We start from the raw sequence: 14,783 nt of genomic DNA on the forward strand, positions 1-14,783 counted from the left end.
ACAGTTATTGCCCGTAATAGGCTTTGGCGCCATGTTTGCGCAGATAGTGCTTATCCAGCAGGGTCTGCTGCATCGGCGGCAGGCGGGGTTCGAGCTGACGGCAGAAAATGCCCATGTAGGCCACTTCTTCCAGCACGATGGCGTTATGCACGGCATCGTTGGCATTTTTGCCCCACGCAAACGGCCCATGTGAATGCACCAGCACACCGGGCATTTGCGCCGGATCGATCCCTTTCCTTTCAAAGGTTTCGACGATCACATTGCCGGTTTCCCACTCGTATTCGCCGTTAATCTCTTCATCGGTCATCTTGCGCGTGCAGGGGATTTCACCATAGAAGTAGTCAGCATGCGTGGTACCGGTCGCCGGGATCGGTTGACCCGCCTGCGACCAGATGGTGGCATGCCGCGAATGGGTGTGCACAATGCCGCCAATTGTCGGGAAAGCCTGATACAGCAAGCGGTGGGTGGGCGTGTCCGATGACGGTTTTTTCTGCCCCTCGACCACTTCTCCGGTGGTGATGTCGACCACCACCATATCATTGGCGGTCATCACGCTGTAATCAACGCCAGAGGGTTTAATCACCAGCACGCCTTTGTCGCGCTCGACGGCGCTGACGTTGCCCCAGGTTAGGGTGACCAGGTTATGTTTTGGCAGCGCCAGGTTGGCTTCCAGCACCTGACGTTTGAGATCTTCGAGCATACTCCTCTCCTGAAAACATTACCGGATGGCGCTGCGCCTATCCGGCCTGCGGGTTTGTCAGCCCGGTGAATGAAGCGTCACCGGGCGTAAGCGCGAAGATTTAACGTTTTGAACCGTAATAAACTTCGTTCCAGCGCAGGGCATCTTTAAATGCCGGCAGGCGGGTATCGTTATCGATGACGGTCAGCTCAATATCGTTCAGTTCGCTGAACTGGCGCATATCATCGAGGGTTAGCGCCTGACTAAAGACGGTATGGTGCGCACCACCGGCGAGGATCCAGGCTTCCGATGCGGTAGGCAGGTCCGGCTGCGCTTTCCACAATGCGTTAGCGACCGGCAGTTTCGGCAGATCATGCGGAGTTTTCACCGCGTCCACGCAGTTCACCAACAGGCGGAAACGATCCCCCAGATCGATCAGGCTGGCGTTAATCGCCGGGCCGGTTTGGGTAGAGAAGATCAGACGTGCCGGATCGGCTTTGCCGCCGATACCAAGATATTGCACATCAAGGATCGGTTTTTCATGAGTGGCGATGCTTGGGCAGACTTCCAGCATGTGGGAGCCCAGCACCATGTCGTTGCCATTTTCGAAGTGATAGGTGTAATCCTCCATAAAGGAGGTACCGCCTGCCAGCCCGCCGGACATCACTTTCATGATGCGCAACAGCGCAGCGGTCTTCCAGTCGCCCTCGCCAGCAAAACCGTAACCTTGTTGCATCAGACGCTGTACCGCCAGACCCGGTAACTGTTTCAGGCCATGCAGATCTTCAAACGTGGTGGTGAAGGCATGGAAGCCGCCCTCTTCAAGAAAGCGTTTCATCCCCAGTTCAATACGGGCAGCATCCAGGACGTTCTGACGTTTATCGCCATGAACCTGTGCCGCCGGGGTCAGGCGATAGCTGCCTTCGTACTCATCCACCAGCGCGTTAATATCACCATCGCTGACGGCGTTAACCACCTGCACCAAATCACCCACGCCCCAGGTATTGACTGAAAAGCCGAACTTGATTTGTGCCGCGACTTTATCGCCCTCGGTCACCGCCACTTCGCGCATGTTATCGCCGAAACGCACCACTTTCAGATGACGGGTATCCTGTTTGGATACGGCCTGACGCATCCATGCGCCGATACGCGTATGGGCGTGTTTGTCCTGCCAGTGGCCAGTCACAACGCTGTGTTGCAGACGCATACGCGCACCAATAAAGCCGAACTCGCGGCCGCCGTGCGCGGTCTGGTTAAGGTTCATAAAGTCCATATCAATGCTGTCCCACGGCAGGGAAGCGTTGAACTGGGTGTGGAATTGCAACAGCGGTTTGTTGAGGATGGCCAGGCCGTTGATCCACATTTTGGCCGGAGAGAAGGTATGCAGCCACACCACCATCCCGGCGCATTTGTCGTCGTAGTTAGCGTCGCGGCAAATGGCAGTGATCTCATCAGGCGAGGTTCCCAGCGGTTTCAGCACCAGCTTACAGGGTAATTTCGCTTCGGCATTGAGGGCGTTGACCACCTGTTCGGCATGCTTCGTCACCTGTTTCAGGGCTTCCGGCCCGTACAGGTGCTGGCTGCCGATGACGAACCACACTTCATAATTGTCGAAAATAGTCATGATCTTGTCCTTAATGAGTTAAAGCGGCCTGCGAGACTGTCGCGGCTGAAGGGAGATAGTGCTGTTCGGCGCTCTTCGCCCACTGCTGATAGCGACGATAGAGCTGTTCAAACTGTTGCGCCTGCGGTGAAGGCTGCAGGGTTTTTTCGACAGCGCTGGCCATCTTCTGCTGTGCCGACGGGATATCCGCATGGACTTCCGCCGCTACGGCCGCAAAGATTGCCGCGCCCAATGCGCAACATTGCTCGGAAGCAACCACCTGAAGCGGACGGTTGAGCACGTCGCAGCAGGCTTGCATTACGCCGATGTTTTTGCGTGCAATGCCGCCCAGCGCCATGACGTTGTCAACGGCGATCCCCTGTTCGGTAAAGCACTCCATAATGGCGCGCGCGCCAAAGGCGGTTGCGGCAATCAGGCCACCAAATAGCGCAGGCGCATCGGTACCCAGATTGAGGTCAGTAATGACGCCTTTCAGGCGTTGGTTGGCATTAGGTGTGCGCCGACCGTTAAACCAGTCGAGCACCACCGGCAGATGTTCAAGAGAAGGATTTTTCACCCATGCGTCAGTCAGTGCGGGCAGAAGCTGTTTCTGGCTGGCTTTGATGTGCGTTTTCAGTTCCGGATGCTGCAGCGCCAGTTGTTCCAACGGCCAGCCAAGGATGCGACCAAACCAGGCGTAAATATCGCCAAAGGCAGATTGCCCGGCTTCCAGACCAATAAACTGTGGAACCACGCTGCCGTCGACCTGACCGCAAATACCTTTTACTGCGCGATCGCCCACGCTCTGTTTGTCGGCGATCAGAATGTCGCAGGTTGACGTACCAATCACTTTTACCAGCGTGTTCGGTTGTGCTCCTGCACCAACGGCGCCCATATGACAGTCGAACGCTCCGCCGGAGATCACTACGGATTCGGAAAGCCCGAGGCGTTGCGCCCATTCAGCGGTCAGTGTGCCGACCGGTAAGTCTGCGGTATAGGTTTCGCGAAACAGCGGCCAGTCCAGATGTTTATTGATGATGGGATCCAGCGCGTCGAAGAACGATGCCGGAGGCAGACCACCCCAACTTTCATGCCACAAGGATTTATGCCCGGCGCTGCAGCGGCCGCGACGAATGGCTTCCGGACGTGTGGTGCCAGAGAGCAGGGCGGGAACCCAGTCGCAGAGCTCAATCCATGATGCAGCCGCCTGGGCGACAGCACTGTCGGCGCGGGTTACGTGCAGGATTTTTGCCCAGAACCACTCACTGGAGTAGATACCGCCAATATAACGGGAGTAATCCGTGCTACCAGGTGTGTGGCACAAGCGGGTGATCGCTTCTGCTTCTTCAACGGCAGTGTGATCTTTCCACAACACAAACATGGCGTTCGGGTTGTCGGCGAATTCGGGGCGCAGCGCCAGCACACGCCCTTCAGCATCAATGGGTGCCGGTGTTGAACCGGTACTGTCCACACCAATGCCTTTGATTTCCGCTCGCTGAGCATCGCTTAATTCCGCCAGCACTGTTTTGAGTGCGGCTTCCATCGACTCAATGTAATCCCGCGGGTGGTGACGGAACTGGTTATGCGGTGCGTCGCAATAGCGCCCTTCCTGCCAGCGTGGATACCATTCCACACTGGTGGCGAGCTCCGCCCCGGATGTGCAGTCTACCGCCAGCGCACGTACTGAATCGCTGCCGAAATCGAGGCCAATTGTGATTGCCATTGTGTTGCTCCATAAGAATAACCGTTAGCAAAAACATAGTGAGCGGCGGCAAAAACCGTCAGGCAGGATCCGCTAATCTTATGGACTAAATTGCTATGGCATCGCAAAGTGTGACGCCGTGCAAAAATTCGATGTGGACATTTCTGCCACCTTTATAGACACTTTCGTTATCCCTTTTAACCCTGCGTGAGGGCGTCGAAAAGGCGTAATCGCTTTTGTCTGGCGGGATTAAGTCATCACCGGGTTTACACCATTTGTTCGCAGATGGCGGAGAAGTGAAGGGATTATCAATATGGACAATTGGTTTCTTTGCCGAGCACGGGAGTATTGCGTTTATGGCTGAATCACAAAATGATCCACTGCTGCCTGGCTACTCGTTTAATGCGCATTTGGTGGCGGGTTTGACGCCCATAGAGGCGGGCGGTTATCTCGATTTTTTTATCGATCGTCCGTTGGGGATGAAAGGCTTTATCCTGAACCTCACCGTGCGCGGTGAAGGGATTGTGAAAAACCACGGTAAACAGTTTATCTGTCGCCCGGGTGATATGTTACTCTTTCCGCCGGGAGAAATTCACCATTATGGTCGTCATCCGGATGCCTCTGAATGGTATCACCAGTGGGTTTACTTCCGCCCGCGTGCCTACTGGCACGAATGGTTAAGCTGGCCGACGCTATTTGCCCAAACCGGTTTTTACCGCCCGGATGAGCCGAATATGGCGCGTTTTCGCGAGCTTTTCGCGCAAATTATCGATGCCGGGCAAAGCGCCGGTCGCTATGCGGAGCATCTTGCGATCAACCTGTTGGAACAACTGCTGTTGCGCAGAATGGAAGCGATCAACGAATCGTTGCATCCGCCGCTGGATAACCGTGTGCGCGATGCCTGCCAGTACATCAGCGATCATCTGGCTGATAACCATTTTGATATTGCAGGCGTTGCGCAGCATGTCTGCCTGTCGCCTTCGCGACTTTCGCATCTGTTTCGCCAGCAACTCGGGGTGAGTGTGCTGAGTTGGCGTGAGGATCAGCGCATCAGTCAGGCGAAACTATTGCTCAGCACGACGCGCATGCCGATTGCCAGCGTCGGGCGTAATGTCGGGTTTGATGATCAGCTCTACTTTTCCCGGGTGTTTAAAAAATGCACCGGAGCCAGCCCAAGCGAATTCCGTGCAGGATGTGAATAATTCGTAAAGATTGGCAATGGTAGGTTCTGAAAAAGGATATAGCCTGTAAAATTTTCAGATAATTGAAGGCTTGACGCTTCCGGCTCTCCTCCGGAGAATCCGGCCTTCGTTGCTGAACAGGACAGGTTATGGAAGCACTGCTGGAACATTTTATTACCCAATCCGCCACATACTCCCTGGCGGCGATTGCGCTGGTGGCCTTTTTCGAGTCGCTGGCGCTGGTCGGGCTGATCCTGCCCGGCACGGTAATGATGGCGGCGCTGGGCGCGCTGATTGGCAGCGGCGAAGTCAATTTCTGGCAGGCATGGTTAGCGGGCATTGTCGGTTGTCTGCTGGGCGACTGGATCTCGTACTGGCTGGGCTGGCGTTTCAAGACCCCGTTGCACCGCTGGCCGTTTATGAAAAAGAACAAAGCGCTGCTCGATAAAACCGAACACGCACTGCATCAGCACAGCCTGTTCACCATTCTGGTGGGGCGTTTTGTCGGGCCGACGCGCCCACTGGTGCCGATGGTGGCGGGTATGCTGGATCTGCCGGTCAGTAAATTCCTGCCGCCGAACATTATCGGTTGCCTGCTGTGGCCCCCTTTTTACTTCCTGCCCGGCATTCTGGCAGGGGCCGCAATCGATATTCCTGCGGAGATGCAAAGCGGCCATTTCAAATGGTTGCTGTTGCTGGCGGCACTGCTGCTTTGGCTGGCGTTCTGGCTGTGCTGGCGTCTGTGGCGCTCGGGTAAAGCCGGGATCGATCGTTTAACCCCATACCTGCCGCGCCAGCGTTTACTCTGGCTGGGACCGGGGATGATGGGCGCAGCGGCGATCGCTGTTTTCACGCTGATGGAACACCCGCTGATGCCGGTTTACCTCAACATTCTGGGCAAAGTGATCCGCGGTTACTGACCGTGAATGCCCAGTAATGCAGAGACCGCCGGTTTGCCGCTCAGCAGGTCGGTGGTCTTCCCATCCCAGGCGATACGCCCATCTGCAACAACCAGCGAACGCTCAGCAATGCGCACAGCGTCCTCAACACTGTGCGAGACCATCAGTAGCGTTAATTGCTGACGACGGCACACGTCCTGCACCAAAGCCAGCATCTCCTGACGTAGCGCCGGATCGAGGGCAGAGAAGGGTTCATCCAACAGCAGCAGCGGTTGTTCGCGCACCAGGCAACGGGCAAGCGCCACGCGCTGACGCTGGCCGCCGGAGAGCTGATCTGGCAGTCGATCCAGCAGTGTCTCCAGTCCCATTGTGGCGGCAATCGTGGCCAGTTTCTCCTGTTGATTGTGATTCAGTTTCAGCCCCGGGTTAAGCCCCAGACCGATGTTCTGGCGCACGGTCAGGTGGGTAAACAGGTTATTTTCCTGAAACAGCATGGATACCGGGCGCTGTGATGGCGGCGTCGACGTGTGCGTGATGCCCTCTATCATCAACGTGCCGCTGGCCGGGGTCAGAAACCCGGCAATCAGATTCAGTAACGTACTTTTCCCGGCACCGCTGGGGCCGAGAATAGCGATGTGCTCCTCCCGTTCGACGGAGAGCGTGAAGCGCATCGGCAGATGCTGGTAAAGCCAGGTGACATCAATCAGTCTTAGCATGGCGGCCCGGAAGTTTTTCAATTACGGTGAAGAGTGCAAAACAGAGCAGCAGCAAAAGCAGTGCGGTGACGGCACCATCCTGGCTGCGGTAAGCGCCGATTTGCTGATACAGATAAAACGGTAAGGTACGAAAGTCGTCATTGCCAAACAGCGCCACAACGCCAAAATCACCAATGGAGAGCACGCAGGCAAAGGCCAGCGCCTGCGCCAGCGGGCGTTTCAGCGCTGACAGTTCTACCACCCTCAGGCGCTGTAAACCCTGCATGCCCAGCGATTGACATAGTACGCTATAACGCGCTGTCACATCACGCATTGGGTTTTCCAGCACTTTCAGCGCGTAAGGGATCGCCATCAGCGCGTTGGTGAAGATAACGATGCCATCGGCAGAAGTGGGGACGCCAATGCTGCTGTTGAACAGCAAAAAGAAGCCGGTCGCCAGGACGATCCCCGGCATTGCCAGAATCAGCATCCCGCTCAACTCCATGGCTTGCCCGGCGAGCCGCCGCTCACGTGCGCGTAGCTCGCGGCTGCTCCACAGCAACATCATGGTCAGCACAACACACACTATCCCTGCAGCCAGCGCAATGCGCAGGGAGGTCCACACCGCCTGCCACAGTACCGGTTCAGACAGCACTCTGAGTAAGCTCAGGTTGAAGCCATCAACAATCACCGCCAGTAACGGAGGGAGAAGCAGCAACAGCGCCAGGACGATCAGGGTGATATCGGTTATCCGGCTAAACAGCCGATCTTCCGGGTTACGCCAGCCCTGGATCTGATGGCTTCCGACGGCAATCGCTTTGCTCAAGCGTTGACTGAGCAGCACGAGACCCAAGCAGCAGACCATCTGGATCAGCGCCAGCATCGCGGCACGGGAAGGATCAAAGTCGAAACTTAATGCCTGATAGATAGCCAGCTCAATGGTGGTCGCCTGCGGACCACCGCCCAGCGACAACACCGTGGCAAAACTGGCGAAACAGAGCATAAAAATCAGCGCGGCAACCGCCGGGATCTGGCGGCGCAGCCATGGCCATTCCACAAAGCGGAAAAAGGACCAGCCGCGCATGCCCAGTTGTGCTGCCAGTTGCCGCTGCTCACCGGGGATTTGTTCCAGCGACTGCAGCAACAAACGCGACGCCATCGGCAGGTTAAAGAAAATATGGGCTAATAAAATGCCCTGCAAACCATACGGCGAGAAGGTCCATTCCAGCCCAAGCGTGTGGCAGAGTGCGGCAAGCCAGCCCTGGCGACCATACACGCTGAGGATACCGAACACGGCGACCAGTACCGGCAGGATCAGCGTCATTGCGCACAGGCGCAGCAGTGCGAGTCGGCCAGGAAAGCGGCGTCGGTAGAGCGCGCGGGCAAGGAAAATCGCCGGGACGACCGAAAACAGGGCGGAGAGAAATGCCTGCCAGAAGGAAAAACGCACCACATGCCACAAGTAGCTGTCCCGCAGGAAAGCGATAAGTTCAGTCGCCGGTGCGTTTTGCCAGAGTGCGAAAAATGCTGCCAGCGCCACCACCACCAGGAGGGTGGCGGCGGTGACACCGGGGAGCAGCCAGCCTGCAATTAGCGGCTGACGGCGCGTTGCCATGTATTAATCCAGCCCGCGCGCTGTGCAGCGACATCCTGCGGGCTATATTCGAGAGAGGTTTGTGGTTTCACCAGCGTTTCAAAACCGGCAGGTAGCGTGACATTGCTCACCGGATACATCCAGTTGCCCGTGGGAATGGTGTTCTGGAAAGAGGGCGAAACCATAAATTTGAGGAACTTCCCGGCCAGTTCAGGCTGTTTGCTGGCGGTGGTGCGTGCGGCAACTTCTACCTGCAAATAGTGACCTTCGCTGAAATTCGCCGCCGCATAGTTATCTTTTTTCTCTTCGATCAGATGGTAAGCCGGCGAGGTGGTGTAGCTCAGCACCAGGTCGCTTTCCCCTTTCAAAAACAGACCGTAGGCTTCGCTCCAGCCTTTGGTGACGGTGACCGTTTTCGCCGCCAGTTTCTGCCAGGCTTCCGGGGCTTTGTCGCCATAGACTTTTTGCATCCACAACAGCAGACCCAGACCAGGCGTACTGGTGCGGGGATCTTCGTAAATCACGCGCCATTTTTGATCGCTTTCGACCAGCTCTTTCAGGCTTTTCGGTGGGTTTTTCAGCTTATTTTTATCGTAAACAAAGGCGAACCAGCCATAGTCAAACGGGACAAATGTTTCGTTCTTCCAGCCGCCAGGGACGCTGATCGCATCAGTGGATACGCCGCTTTTGGCGAACAGGTTTGTCTGCGTTGCGGCTTCCAGCAGGTTATTATCCAGCCCCAGCACCACGTCGGCTTTGCTGTTTTTACCTTCCATGCGCAGGCGGTTAAGCAGCGAAACGCCATCTTCCAGCGTCACGAATTTCAGTTCACAGTTACAGTCGGCTTCAAAGGCTTTTTTGACCGCAGGACCCGGTCCCCACTCGGCAGCGAATGAGTCGTAGGTGTAGACGGTCAATACAGGTTTGGCAAAAACAGGCGCTGCGATCAGCAGCAGGAATGGCAATGATTTTTTTAACACTTTGCACCTCAAAATGGGTGGCAAAGGATTTTGAGTAATAGCCTCAAATCCCTTCGCCGGCGTTATCCGGATCAGGTTCGACGGGTATTTTCTCAGCACGCGCCTGTGGCGCAGCACCCCGTTGAGAACGCCGCTATTGTAATGATTTGGTAAAAAATGCGAAAGCCTTATGGATCCGGTGGCGCAAACCAGGCGGATTTAAAATCGAACCAGCCTAAGGTGTTCATACGCAGACCGCGCATGGAACGCTGGCCCTGGATCATTAACCAGTGATGAATAAGCGGCACAATGGCTTTGCTGGCCAGCAGTTGCTGCGACCAGACGGCAAGATTCATTTCCCCTTTGCGCCACTGTGCGGCATCCGCCTGCCAGTCACGCTGAATACAGTGTTGTACTAACGGGACCTCATACAGGTTAGCAAACACCGAGAAATCCAGCGGCAGGGTAAAGTTGGCGCTGTTGAGCCAGATATCGCTGTCGGCATCACCGCGGTGCCACTCCTCGTAATCCACTTCCTGAACGATCAGCTTCACACCTTGCTGCGCCAGTAAGGTACTCATGGTGCGGGAGAGGGCTTCGTGTTCATTATGTTCGCGATAAAACGTCAACGTCAGGGTTTCCAGTCCTGCGGGTTTCTCTCCACTGCCGGGGCGCGCATGATGCCAGCGTGGCAGCAGGCCATATGCCGGGAACCAGTAACGTTGGTATTGTTCGTTGGCATGCCACAACAGATTGGTCGGCGAGAGAATCTTGCTGACCCATTCTCTGACTTCAGGGTTGGCGCCACGGCTGGAACGGGCGTCGAACAGCAGATAGTAGCAGCCCTCTTCGAGGCGGCTTTCCACGGCTTTTTCGCCGTCGGTCGGTCCCTCCAGTGTCAGGCCGTTGGTCGGTTCATCGGCCAGGTCCGGTAAAACCCAGACGTTGACCTCATCAATCAGGGCGCGAAAGCCGAAGTAATCGTCAAAAGCATGGATCTTTAACTGATTGCTGGTATTCCGCGTGACGGCGTAAGGACCGGTGCCAATCGGCTGACTGGCAAAATTGCCCAGCGTGTTCCACTCACGCGGCAGGATCATCGACGGGACGTAACCCATTAACCAGGGGAGCCAGTTATCCGGTTGCGTGAGATGAATATCCAGCGTCCACGGCGTGGGTGAGAGCACTTCGCGAATGTGGGAGTAAAGCGGCAGCGCGGTTGCACGCTGGAGCGAGGCAATCACATCGCTCATATCTAATTCACGGCCGTGATGAAAATGGATGCCGGGGCGTAAATAAAAGCGCCAGTGCAGAGGTGATATTAACGTCCAATGGTGGGCAATATCCGCTTCCAGTTCCCCATTTTCCTCATTTATACGCGTCAGTGCACTGAAAATTTGCCGCGCCATGTGGGTTTCAGAACGCCGCAAAGCCGTTCCGGGCAGCAGGTTGCGCAGTGGCCGGTAATAGAGCACGCGCAGGATATGTCGACCGCTACGGAAGCTGCGACCGAGATGAGAGACCAGCATCTGACGAACGGCGGTTTTATCCCCCACCAGTTGCACAAGCTGATCGATACGATCCTGCTCCAGCAGGTCTTCGGCGCGCTGCTGTTGCAGCGCAAGGCCGGTATAGAGGAAAGTCAGGCGCGATCGTTTGCCGCGTCCGGCTTCCGCATCCCACGTTAGCCACCCGCGTTGCTGCATGGTATTCAGCAGCGTACGCATGTGGCGCCGCGAGCAGCTGAGCAGATCCGCCAGCTCATTGAGCGTTGTTTCCTGGGATTTTCCATCGCAGCATTGCCACAGACGGATGAACTGTTGTTGCAGGCGACCGGACGACATAAAAGGGGAACTCCTGACAGAAACTCAGCAATTTATTAATCCCTATATTAAGCCAATAATTCTCCGTGATGAAAGCGAGGAGGTGATTATGAAAGGATCATCCACACGGCGATTTTATCTGGACTATTTTCTCGCCACGCAGGATGCATGCTGGCTCGCCTGTCAGAGCGCAAGGCTGCGCCTGAAAATGCTGGAAGAATTGATGCAGTGGGACGTGACAACGCCGATCCGGAAAGGCTGATTCGCGGCCATCATGTGTGACTGAGTATTAGGTGCTAATCACCTGCGCCAGCAAAATCTTTTTTGCTGGCTTTTTTCATTTATTATTTCAACGCTTTTTTCGCCTTTGACAAGGAATTGCTCATGCTCTGGTTGATGACGATGGGACGCCGCCTGAACGGTGTGTATGTCGCTTTTATGATCGTCGCATTTATGATGGGAGTTGCCGGGGCTGTGCAGGCACCGACGCTCAGCCTGTTTCTAAGCCGCGAAGTGGGTGCGGAGCCTTTCTGGGTTGGACTCTTTTATACCGTCAATGCGATTGCCGGGATCCTGGTGAGCCTCTGGCTGGCAAAGCGCTCCGACAGCCAGGGTGATCGCCGGAAATTGATCCTCTTTTGCTGCCTGATGGCGGTTGGCAACGCATTGCTCTTCGCGTTTAACCGCCATTATCTGACATTAATTACCTGCGGTGTATTGCTGGCCTCACTGGCTAATACCGCCATGCCGCAGCTTTTTGCGCTGGCCCGTGAGTACGCAGACAGTTCCGCGCAGGAAGTGGTGATGTTCAGCTCGGTCATGCGTGCGCAACTTTCCCTGGCCTGGGTCATCGGCCCGCCGCTGGCGTTTATGCTGGCGTTAAATTACGGCTTTACCGCCATGTTCACCATTGCTGCCGGGCTATTTGTGATTAGCCTGGTGTTAATTGCTTTCTGGTTGCCTTCGGTCACGCGTATTGCGCAGCCAGCCGACGTGGCGGTAACGCAGGTAGGGGGCTGGCGTGATAAAAACGTACGCATGTTGTTTATCGCCTCCACGCTGATGTGGACCTGCAATACCATGTACATTATTGATATGCCGCTGTGGATAAGCCTTGAGCTTGGTCTGCCGGACAAGCTGGCCGGGATCCTGATGGGAACGGCGGCTGGGCTGGAGATCCCGGCGATGATCCTGGCGGGTTATGCGGTTAAACGCGTGGGCAAGCGGCGCATGATGGTGACTGCGGTCGCGGCGGGCGTGCTGTTCTATATGGGATTACTGTTTTTTCATAGCCAGACGGCATTGTTGGTATTGCAACTGTTTAACGCGGTGTTTATTGGCATTGTTGCCGGGATTGGTATGTTGTGGTTTCAGGATCTGATGCCGGGACGCGCAGGTGCGGCAACGACGTTATTCACCAACAGCATCTCAACCGGTGTTATCCTGGCGGGCGTTATCCAGGGCGCGCTGGCGCAACGTTTTGGTCATGGCTCGGTGTATGCAGGGATTGCAGCGATTTCAGTGGCGGCGTTGCTGCTCACCAGTCGGGTCAAAGATGTGTGAGTGGCTGGCAGACCTGCGTATCGAGCAAAACGCCACCCGGCATTACACCGGATGGCGGTTCATTTAGCCCATAAAAGCTGGCTGTTTGTTTTCGTATGCGGCAATAGCGTCTTCATGCTGCAACGTCAGGCCGATGCTGTCCAGACCGTTCAGCATGCAGTGGCGACGGAAGGCGTCAAGCGTGAAGCTGTAAGACTTGTCGCCTGCTTTTACCACCTGCGCTTCCAGGTCAACCTCAAACGTAATGCCCGGGTTGCTTTGCACCAGTTTGAACAAGGTATCCACCTCTTCATCGCTCAGCGTAACCGGCAGCAACTGGTTGTTGAAGCTATTGCCATAGAATATGTCGGCAAAGCTCGGGGCGATAACCACCTTGAAACCGTAGTCGGTTAGCGCCCACGGTGCGTGTTCACGTGAGGAGCCGCAACCAAAGTTTTCGCGCGCCAGTAAAATCGATGCGCCTTTGTATTGCGGAAAATTCAGCACGAACTCCGGGTTCGGCTGCTGGCCCTGATCATCGAGAAAACGCCAGTCGTTGAACAGATGCGCGCCAAATCCTGTACGGGTGACCTTCTGCAAAAACTGCTTCGGGATAATGGCGTCGGTATCGACGTTAGCGGCATCCAGCGGAACAACCAGGCCGGTATGTTGGGTAAATTTCTCTGCCATGGTGGTCTCCTTATTGCTGCAGGCTGCGAATATCAGCGAAATGGCCGGTAACTGCGGCGGCAGCCGCCATGGCCGGGCTCACCAGGTGCGTGCGTCCGCCGCGGCCCTGGCGGCCTTCAAAGTTACGGTTACTGGTGGATGCACAACGCTCGCCTGGGTTCAGGCGGTCATTGTTCATTGCCAGGCACATAGAGCAGCCCGGCAAACGCCATTCAAAACCGGCTTCGATAAAAATCTTATCCAGGCCTTCGGCTTCTGCCTGCGCTTTCACCGGGCCGGAGCCTGGAACCACAAGGGCCTGTACGCCCGGTGCGACTTTGCGCCCTTTGGCGATTTCTGCCGCTGCCCGCAAATCTTCAATACGTGAGTTGGTGCAGGAGCCGATAAAGACTTTATCGATCGCCACGTCGGTCAGCGGAACGCCGGGTTTGAGGCCCATATAGGCCAGCGCTTTTTCCGCCGAGGCGCGCTCTACCGGATCGGCAAAGGAAGCCGGATCGGGAATTTTGTCGGTGACGGAGATAACCTGACCTGGGTTAGTGCCCCAGGTCACTTGCGGCGCAATCTCTTCCGCCTGCAGTGTTACCACGGTGTCGAAGACCGCGTCTTCATCGGTTTTCAGGGTCTTCCAGTACGCGATGGCGTCGTCAAAATCTTTGCCCTTCGGCGCGTGCAGACGGCCCTTCACATAGTTGAACGTGGTTTCATCCGGGGCGACCAGACCTGCTTTTGCGCCCATCTCAATGGCCATGTTGCACAGTGTCATACGGCCTTCCATGCTCAGGGCGCGGATCGCCTCGCCGCAGAACTCCACCACATGCCCTGTACCGCCTGCGCTGCCAGTTTTACCGATAATCGCCAGCACGATATCTTTCGCGGTGATACCCGGCGCGGCTTTGCCTTTCACTTCGATTTTCATGGTCTTCGCACGACCCTGTTTCAGGGTTTGCGTTGCCAGTACGTGTTCAACTTCAGAGGTCCCGATGCCGAAGGCCAGCGCGCCAAATGCGCCGTGCGTTGCGGTATGAGAGTCGCCACACACAATGGTCATGCCCGGCAGGGTAATGCCCTGTTCCGGCCCCATCACATGGACGATGCCCTGATAAGGATGGTTCAGGTCATACAGCTCAACGCCGAACTCGTTACAGTTTTTGATCAGCTCTTGCATCTGGATGCGCGCCATCTCGCCTGAGGCGTTGATGTCTTTGGTCTGCGTGGAGACGTTGTGATCCATGGTAGCAAAGGTTTTACCCGGCTGACGAACCGGACGATGATGAGCGCGCAAGCCATCAAAAGCCTGCGGTGACGTCACTTCATGCACCAGATGTCTGTCGATATACAACAGCGGGGTTTCATTTGGCGCTTCATAGACCACATGGGCGTCAAACAGTTTTTCATACAAGCTCTTGGCCATGA

General features: G+C 55.9%; 13 protein-coding genes and 1 riboswitch. Of the genes, 4 read left to right on the plus strand and 9 right to left on the minus strand.

What is annotated here, in order from left to right; all coding sequences use genetic code 11:
• Positions 1-4 precede the first annotated feature (4 nt).
• The 3 genes from araD to araB all read right to left on the minus strand — a co-directional run bounded on the left by araD (position 5) and on the right by araB (position 4,005).
• The gene (gene araD / locus GA0061071_RS05465; protein ID WP_088237376.1) at positions 5-700 is read right to left on the minus strand and encodes an L-ribulose-5-phosphate 4-epimerase; all 696 of its coding nucleotides are present in this window, start codon (positions 698-700) and stop codon (positions 5-7) included.
• A gap of 100 nt (positions 701-800) precedes the next feature.
• Positions 801-2,303 carry an L-arabinose isomerase gene (araA, locus tag GA0061071_RS05470; protein WP_061497751.1) on the minus strand — a complete coding sequence of 501 codons (1,503 nt, stop codon included), beginning with the start codon at positions 2,301-2,303 and terminating at the stop codon, positions 801-803.
• 10 nt (positions 2,304-2,313) lie between these two features.
• A complete protein-coding gene (araB, locus tag GA0061071_RS05475; RefSeq protein ID WP_061497749.1) occupies positions 2,314-4,005 on the minus strand; it encodes a ribulokinase in 1,692 nt (563 codons plus the stop codon).
• Between the two features lie 335 nt (positions 4,006-4,340).
• On the opposite strand from araB, the gene araC reads away from it, so the two are divergent.
• Together araC and GA0061071_RS05485 are read left to right on the plus strand one after the other, a co-directional pair.
• Positions 4,341-5,186 carry an arabinose operon transcriptional regulator AraC gene (araC, locus tag GA0061071_RS05480; protein ID WP_061497747.1) on the plus strand — a complete coding sequence of 282 codons (846 nt, stop codon included), beginning with the start codon at positions 4,341-4,343 and terminating at the stop codon, positions 5,184-5,186.
• A 128-nt stretch (positions 5,187-5,314) separates the two neighbouring features.
• Positions 5,315-6,085 (plus strand): DedA family protein, encoded by a 771-nt coding sequence (locus tag GA0061071_RS05485; protein WP_088237377.1) that lies wholly within the window; start codon positions 5,315-5,317, stop codon positions 6,083-6,085.
• Here the strand turns inward: GA0061071_RS05485 and thiQ are convergent.
• The 4 genes from thiQ to sgrR form a co-directional block, all read right to left on the minus strand.
• On the minus strand, positions 6,079-6,780 hold the full coding sequence (thiQ, locus tag GA0061071_RS05490) for a thiamine ABC transporter ATP-binding protein ThiQ (protein WP_088237378.1): 702 nt from the start codon (positions 6,778-6,780) through the stop codon (positions 6,079-6,081). The genes GA0061071_RS05485 and thiQ overlap by 7 nt on opposite strands.
• Positions 6,764-8,374 carry a thiamine/thiamine pyrophosphate ABC transporter permease ThiP gene (thiP, locus tag GA0061071_RS05495; RefSeq protein ID WP_061497742.1) on the minus strand — a complete coding sequence of 537 codons (1,611 nt, stop codon included), beginning with the start codon at positions 8,372-8,374 and terminating at the stop codon, positions 6,764-6,766. The genes thiQ and thiP overlap by 17 nt, the downstream gene beginning before the upstream one ends.
• Positions 8,350-9,333, minus strand: a complete 984-nt coding sequence (gene thiB, locus GA0061071_RS05500; protein WP_061497739.1) for a thiamine ABC transporter substrate binding subunit — start codon at positions 9,331-9,333, stop codon at positions 8,350-8,352. Before thiB ends, thiP begins: the two co-directional genes overlap by 25 nt.
• Positions 9,334-9,363: 30 nt before the next feature.
• A riboswitch (TPP riboswitch) is annotated at positions 9,364-9,464 on the minus strand.
• A 36-nt stretch (positions 9,465-9,500) separates the two neighbouring features.
• Complete coding sequence (gene sgrR, locus GA0061071_RS05505; protein WP_061497731.1) at positions 9,501-11,156, minus strand: HTH-type transcriptional regulator SgrR; 1,656 nt, start codon at positions 11,154-11,156, stop codon at positions 9,501-9,503.
• Positions 11,157-11,244: 88 nt separating this feature from the next.
• Here sgrR and sgrT point away from each other — a divergent pair, with 88 nt between their 5' ends.
• Together sgrT and GA0061071_RS05515 are read left to right on the plus strand one after the other, a co-directional pair.
• Positions 11,245-11,397, plus strand: a complete 153-nt coding sequence (sgrT, locus tag GA0061071_RS05510; RefSeq protein WP_071890731.1) for a glucose uptake inhibitor SgrT — start codon at positions 11,245-11,247, stop codon at positions 11,395-11,397.
• Positions 11,398-11,519: 122 nt separating this feature from the next.
• Positions 11,520-12,698 (plus strand): sugar efflux transporter, encoded by a 1,179-nt coding sequence (locus tag GA0061071_RS05515; protein ID WP_088237379.1) that lies wholly within the window; start codon positions 11,520-11,522, stop codon positions 12,696-12,698.
• Between the two features lie 63 nt (positions 12,699-12,761).
• On the opposite strand, the gene leuD is transcribed toward GA0061071_RS05515, so the two are convergent.
• Positions 12,762-13,367, minus strand: coding sequence for a 3-isopropylmalate dehydratase small subunit (leuD, locus tag GA0061071_RS05520; RefSeq protein WP_061497729.1), 606 nt, complete (start codon positions 13,365-13,367; stop codon positions 12,762-12,764).
• Positions 13,368-13,377: 10 nt separating this feature from the next.
• The gene (leuC, locus tag GA0061071_RS05525; RefSeq protein WP_061497728.1) at positions 13,378-14,781 is read right to left on the minus strand and encodes a 3-isopropylmalate dehydratase large subunit; all 1,404 of its coding nucleotides are present in this window, start codon (positions 14,779-14,781) and stop codon (positions 13,378-13,380) included.
• Positions 14,782-14,783 lie beyond the last annotated feature (2 nt).

Source organism: Kosakonia oryzendophytica (genome assembly GCF_900094925.1).
Lineage (GTDB): Bacteria > Pseudomonadota > Gammaproteobacteria > Enterobacterales > Enterobacteriaceae > Kosakonia > Kosakonia oryzendophytica.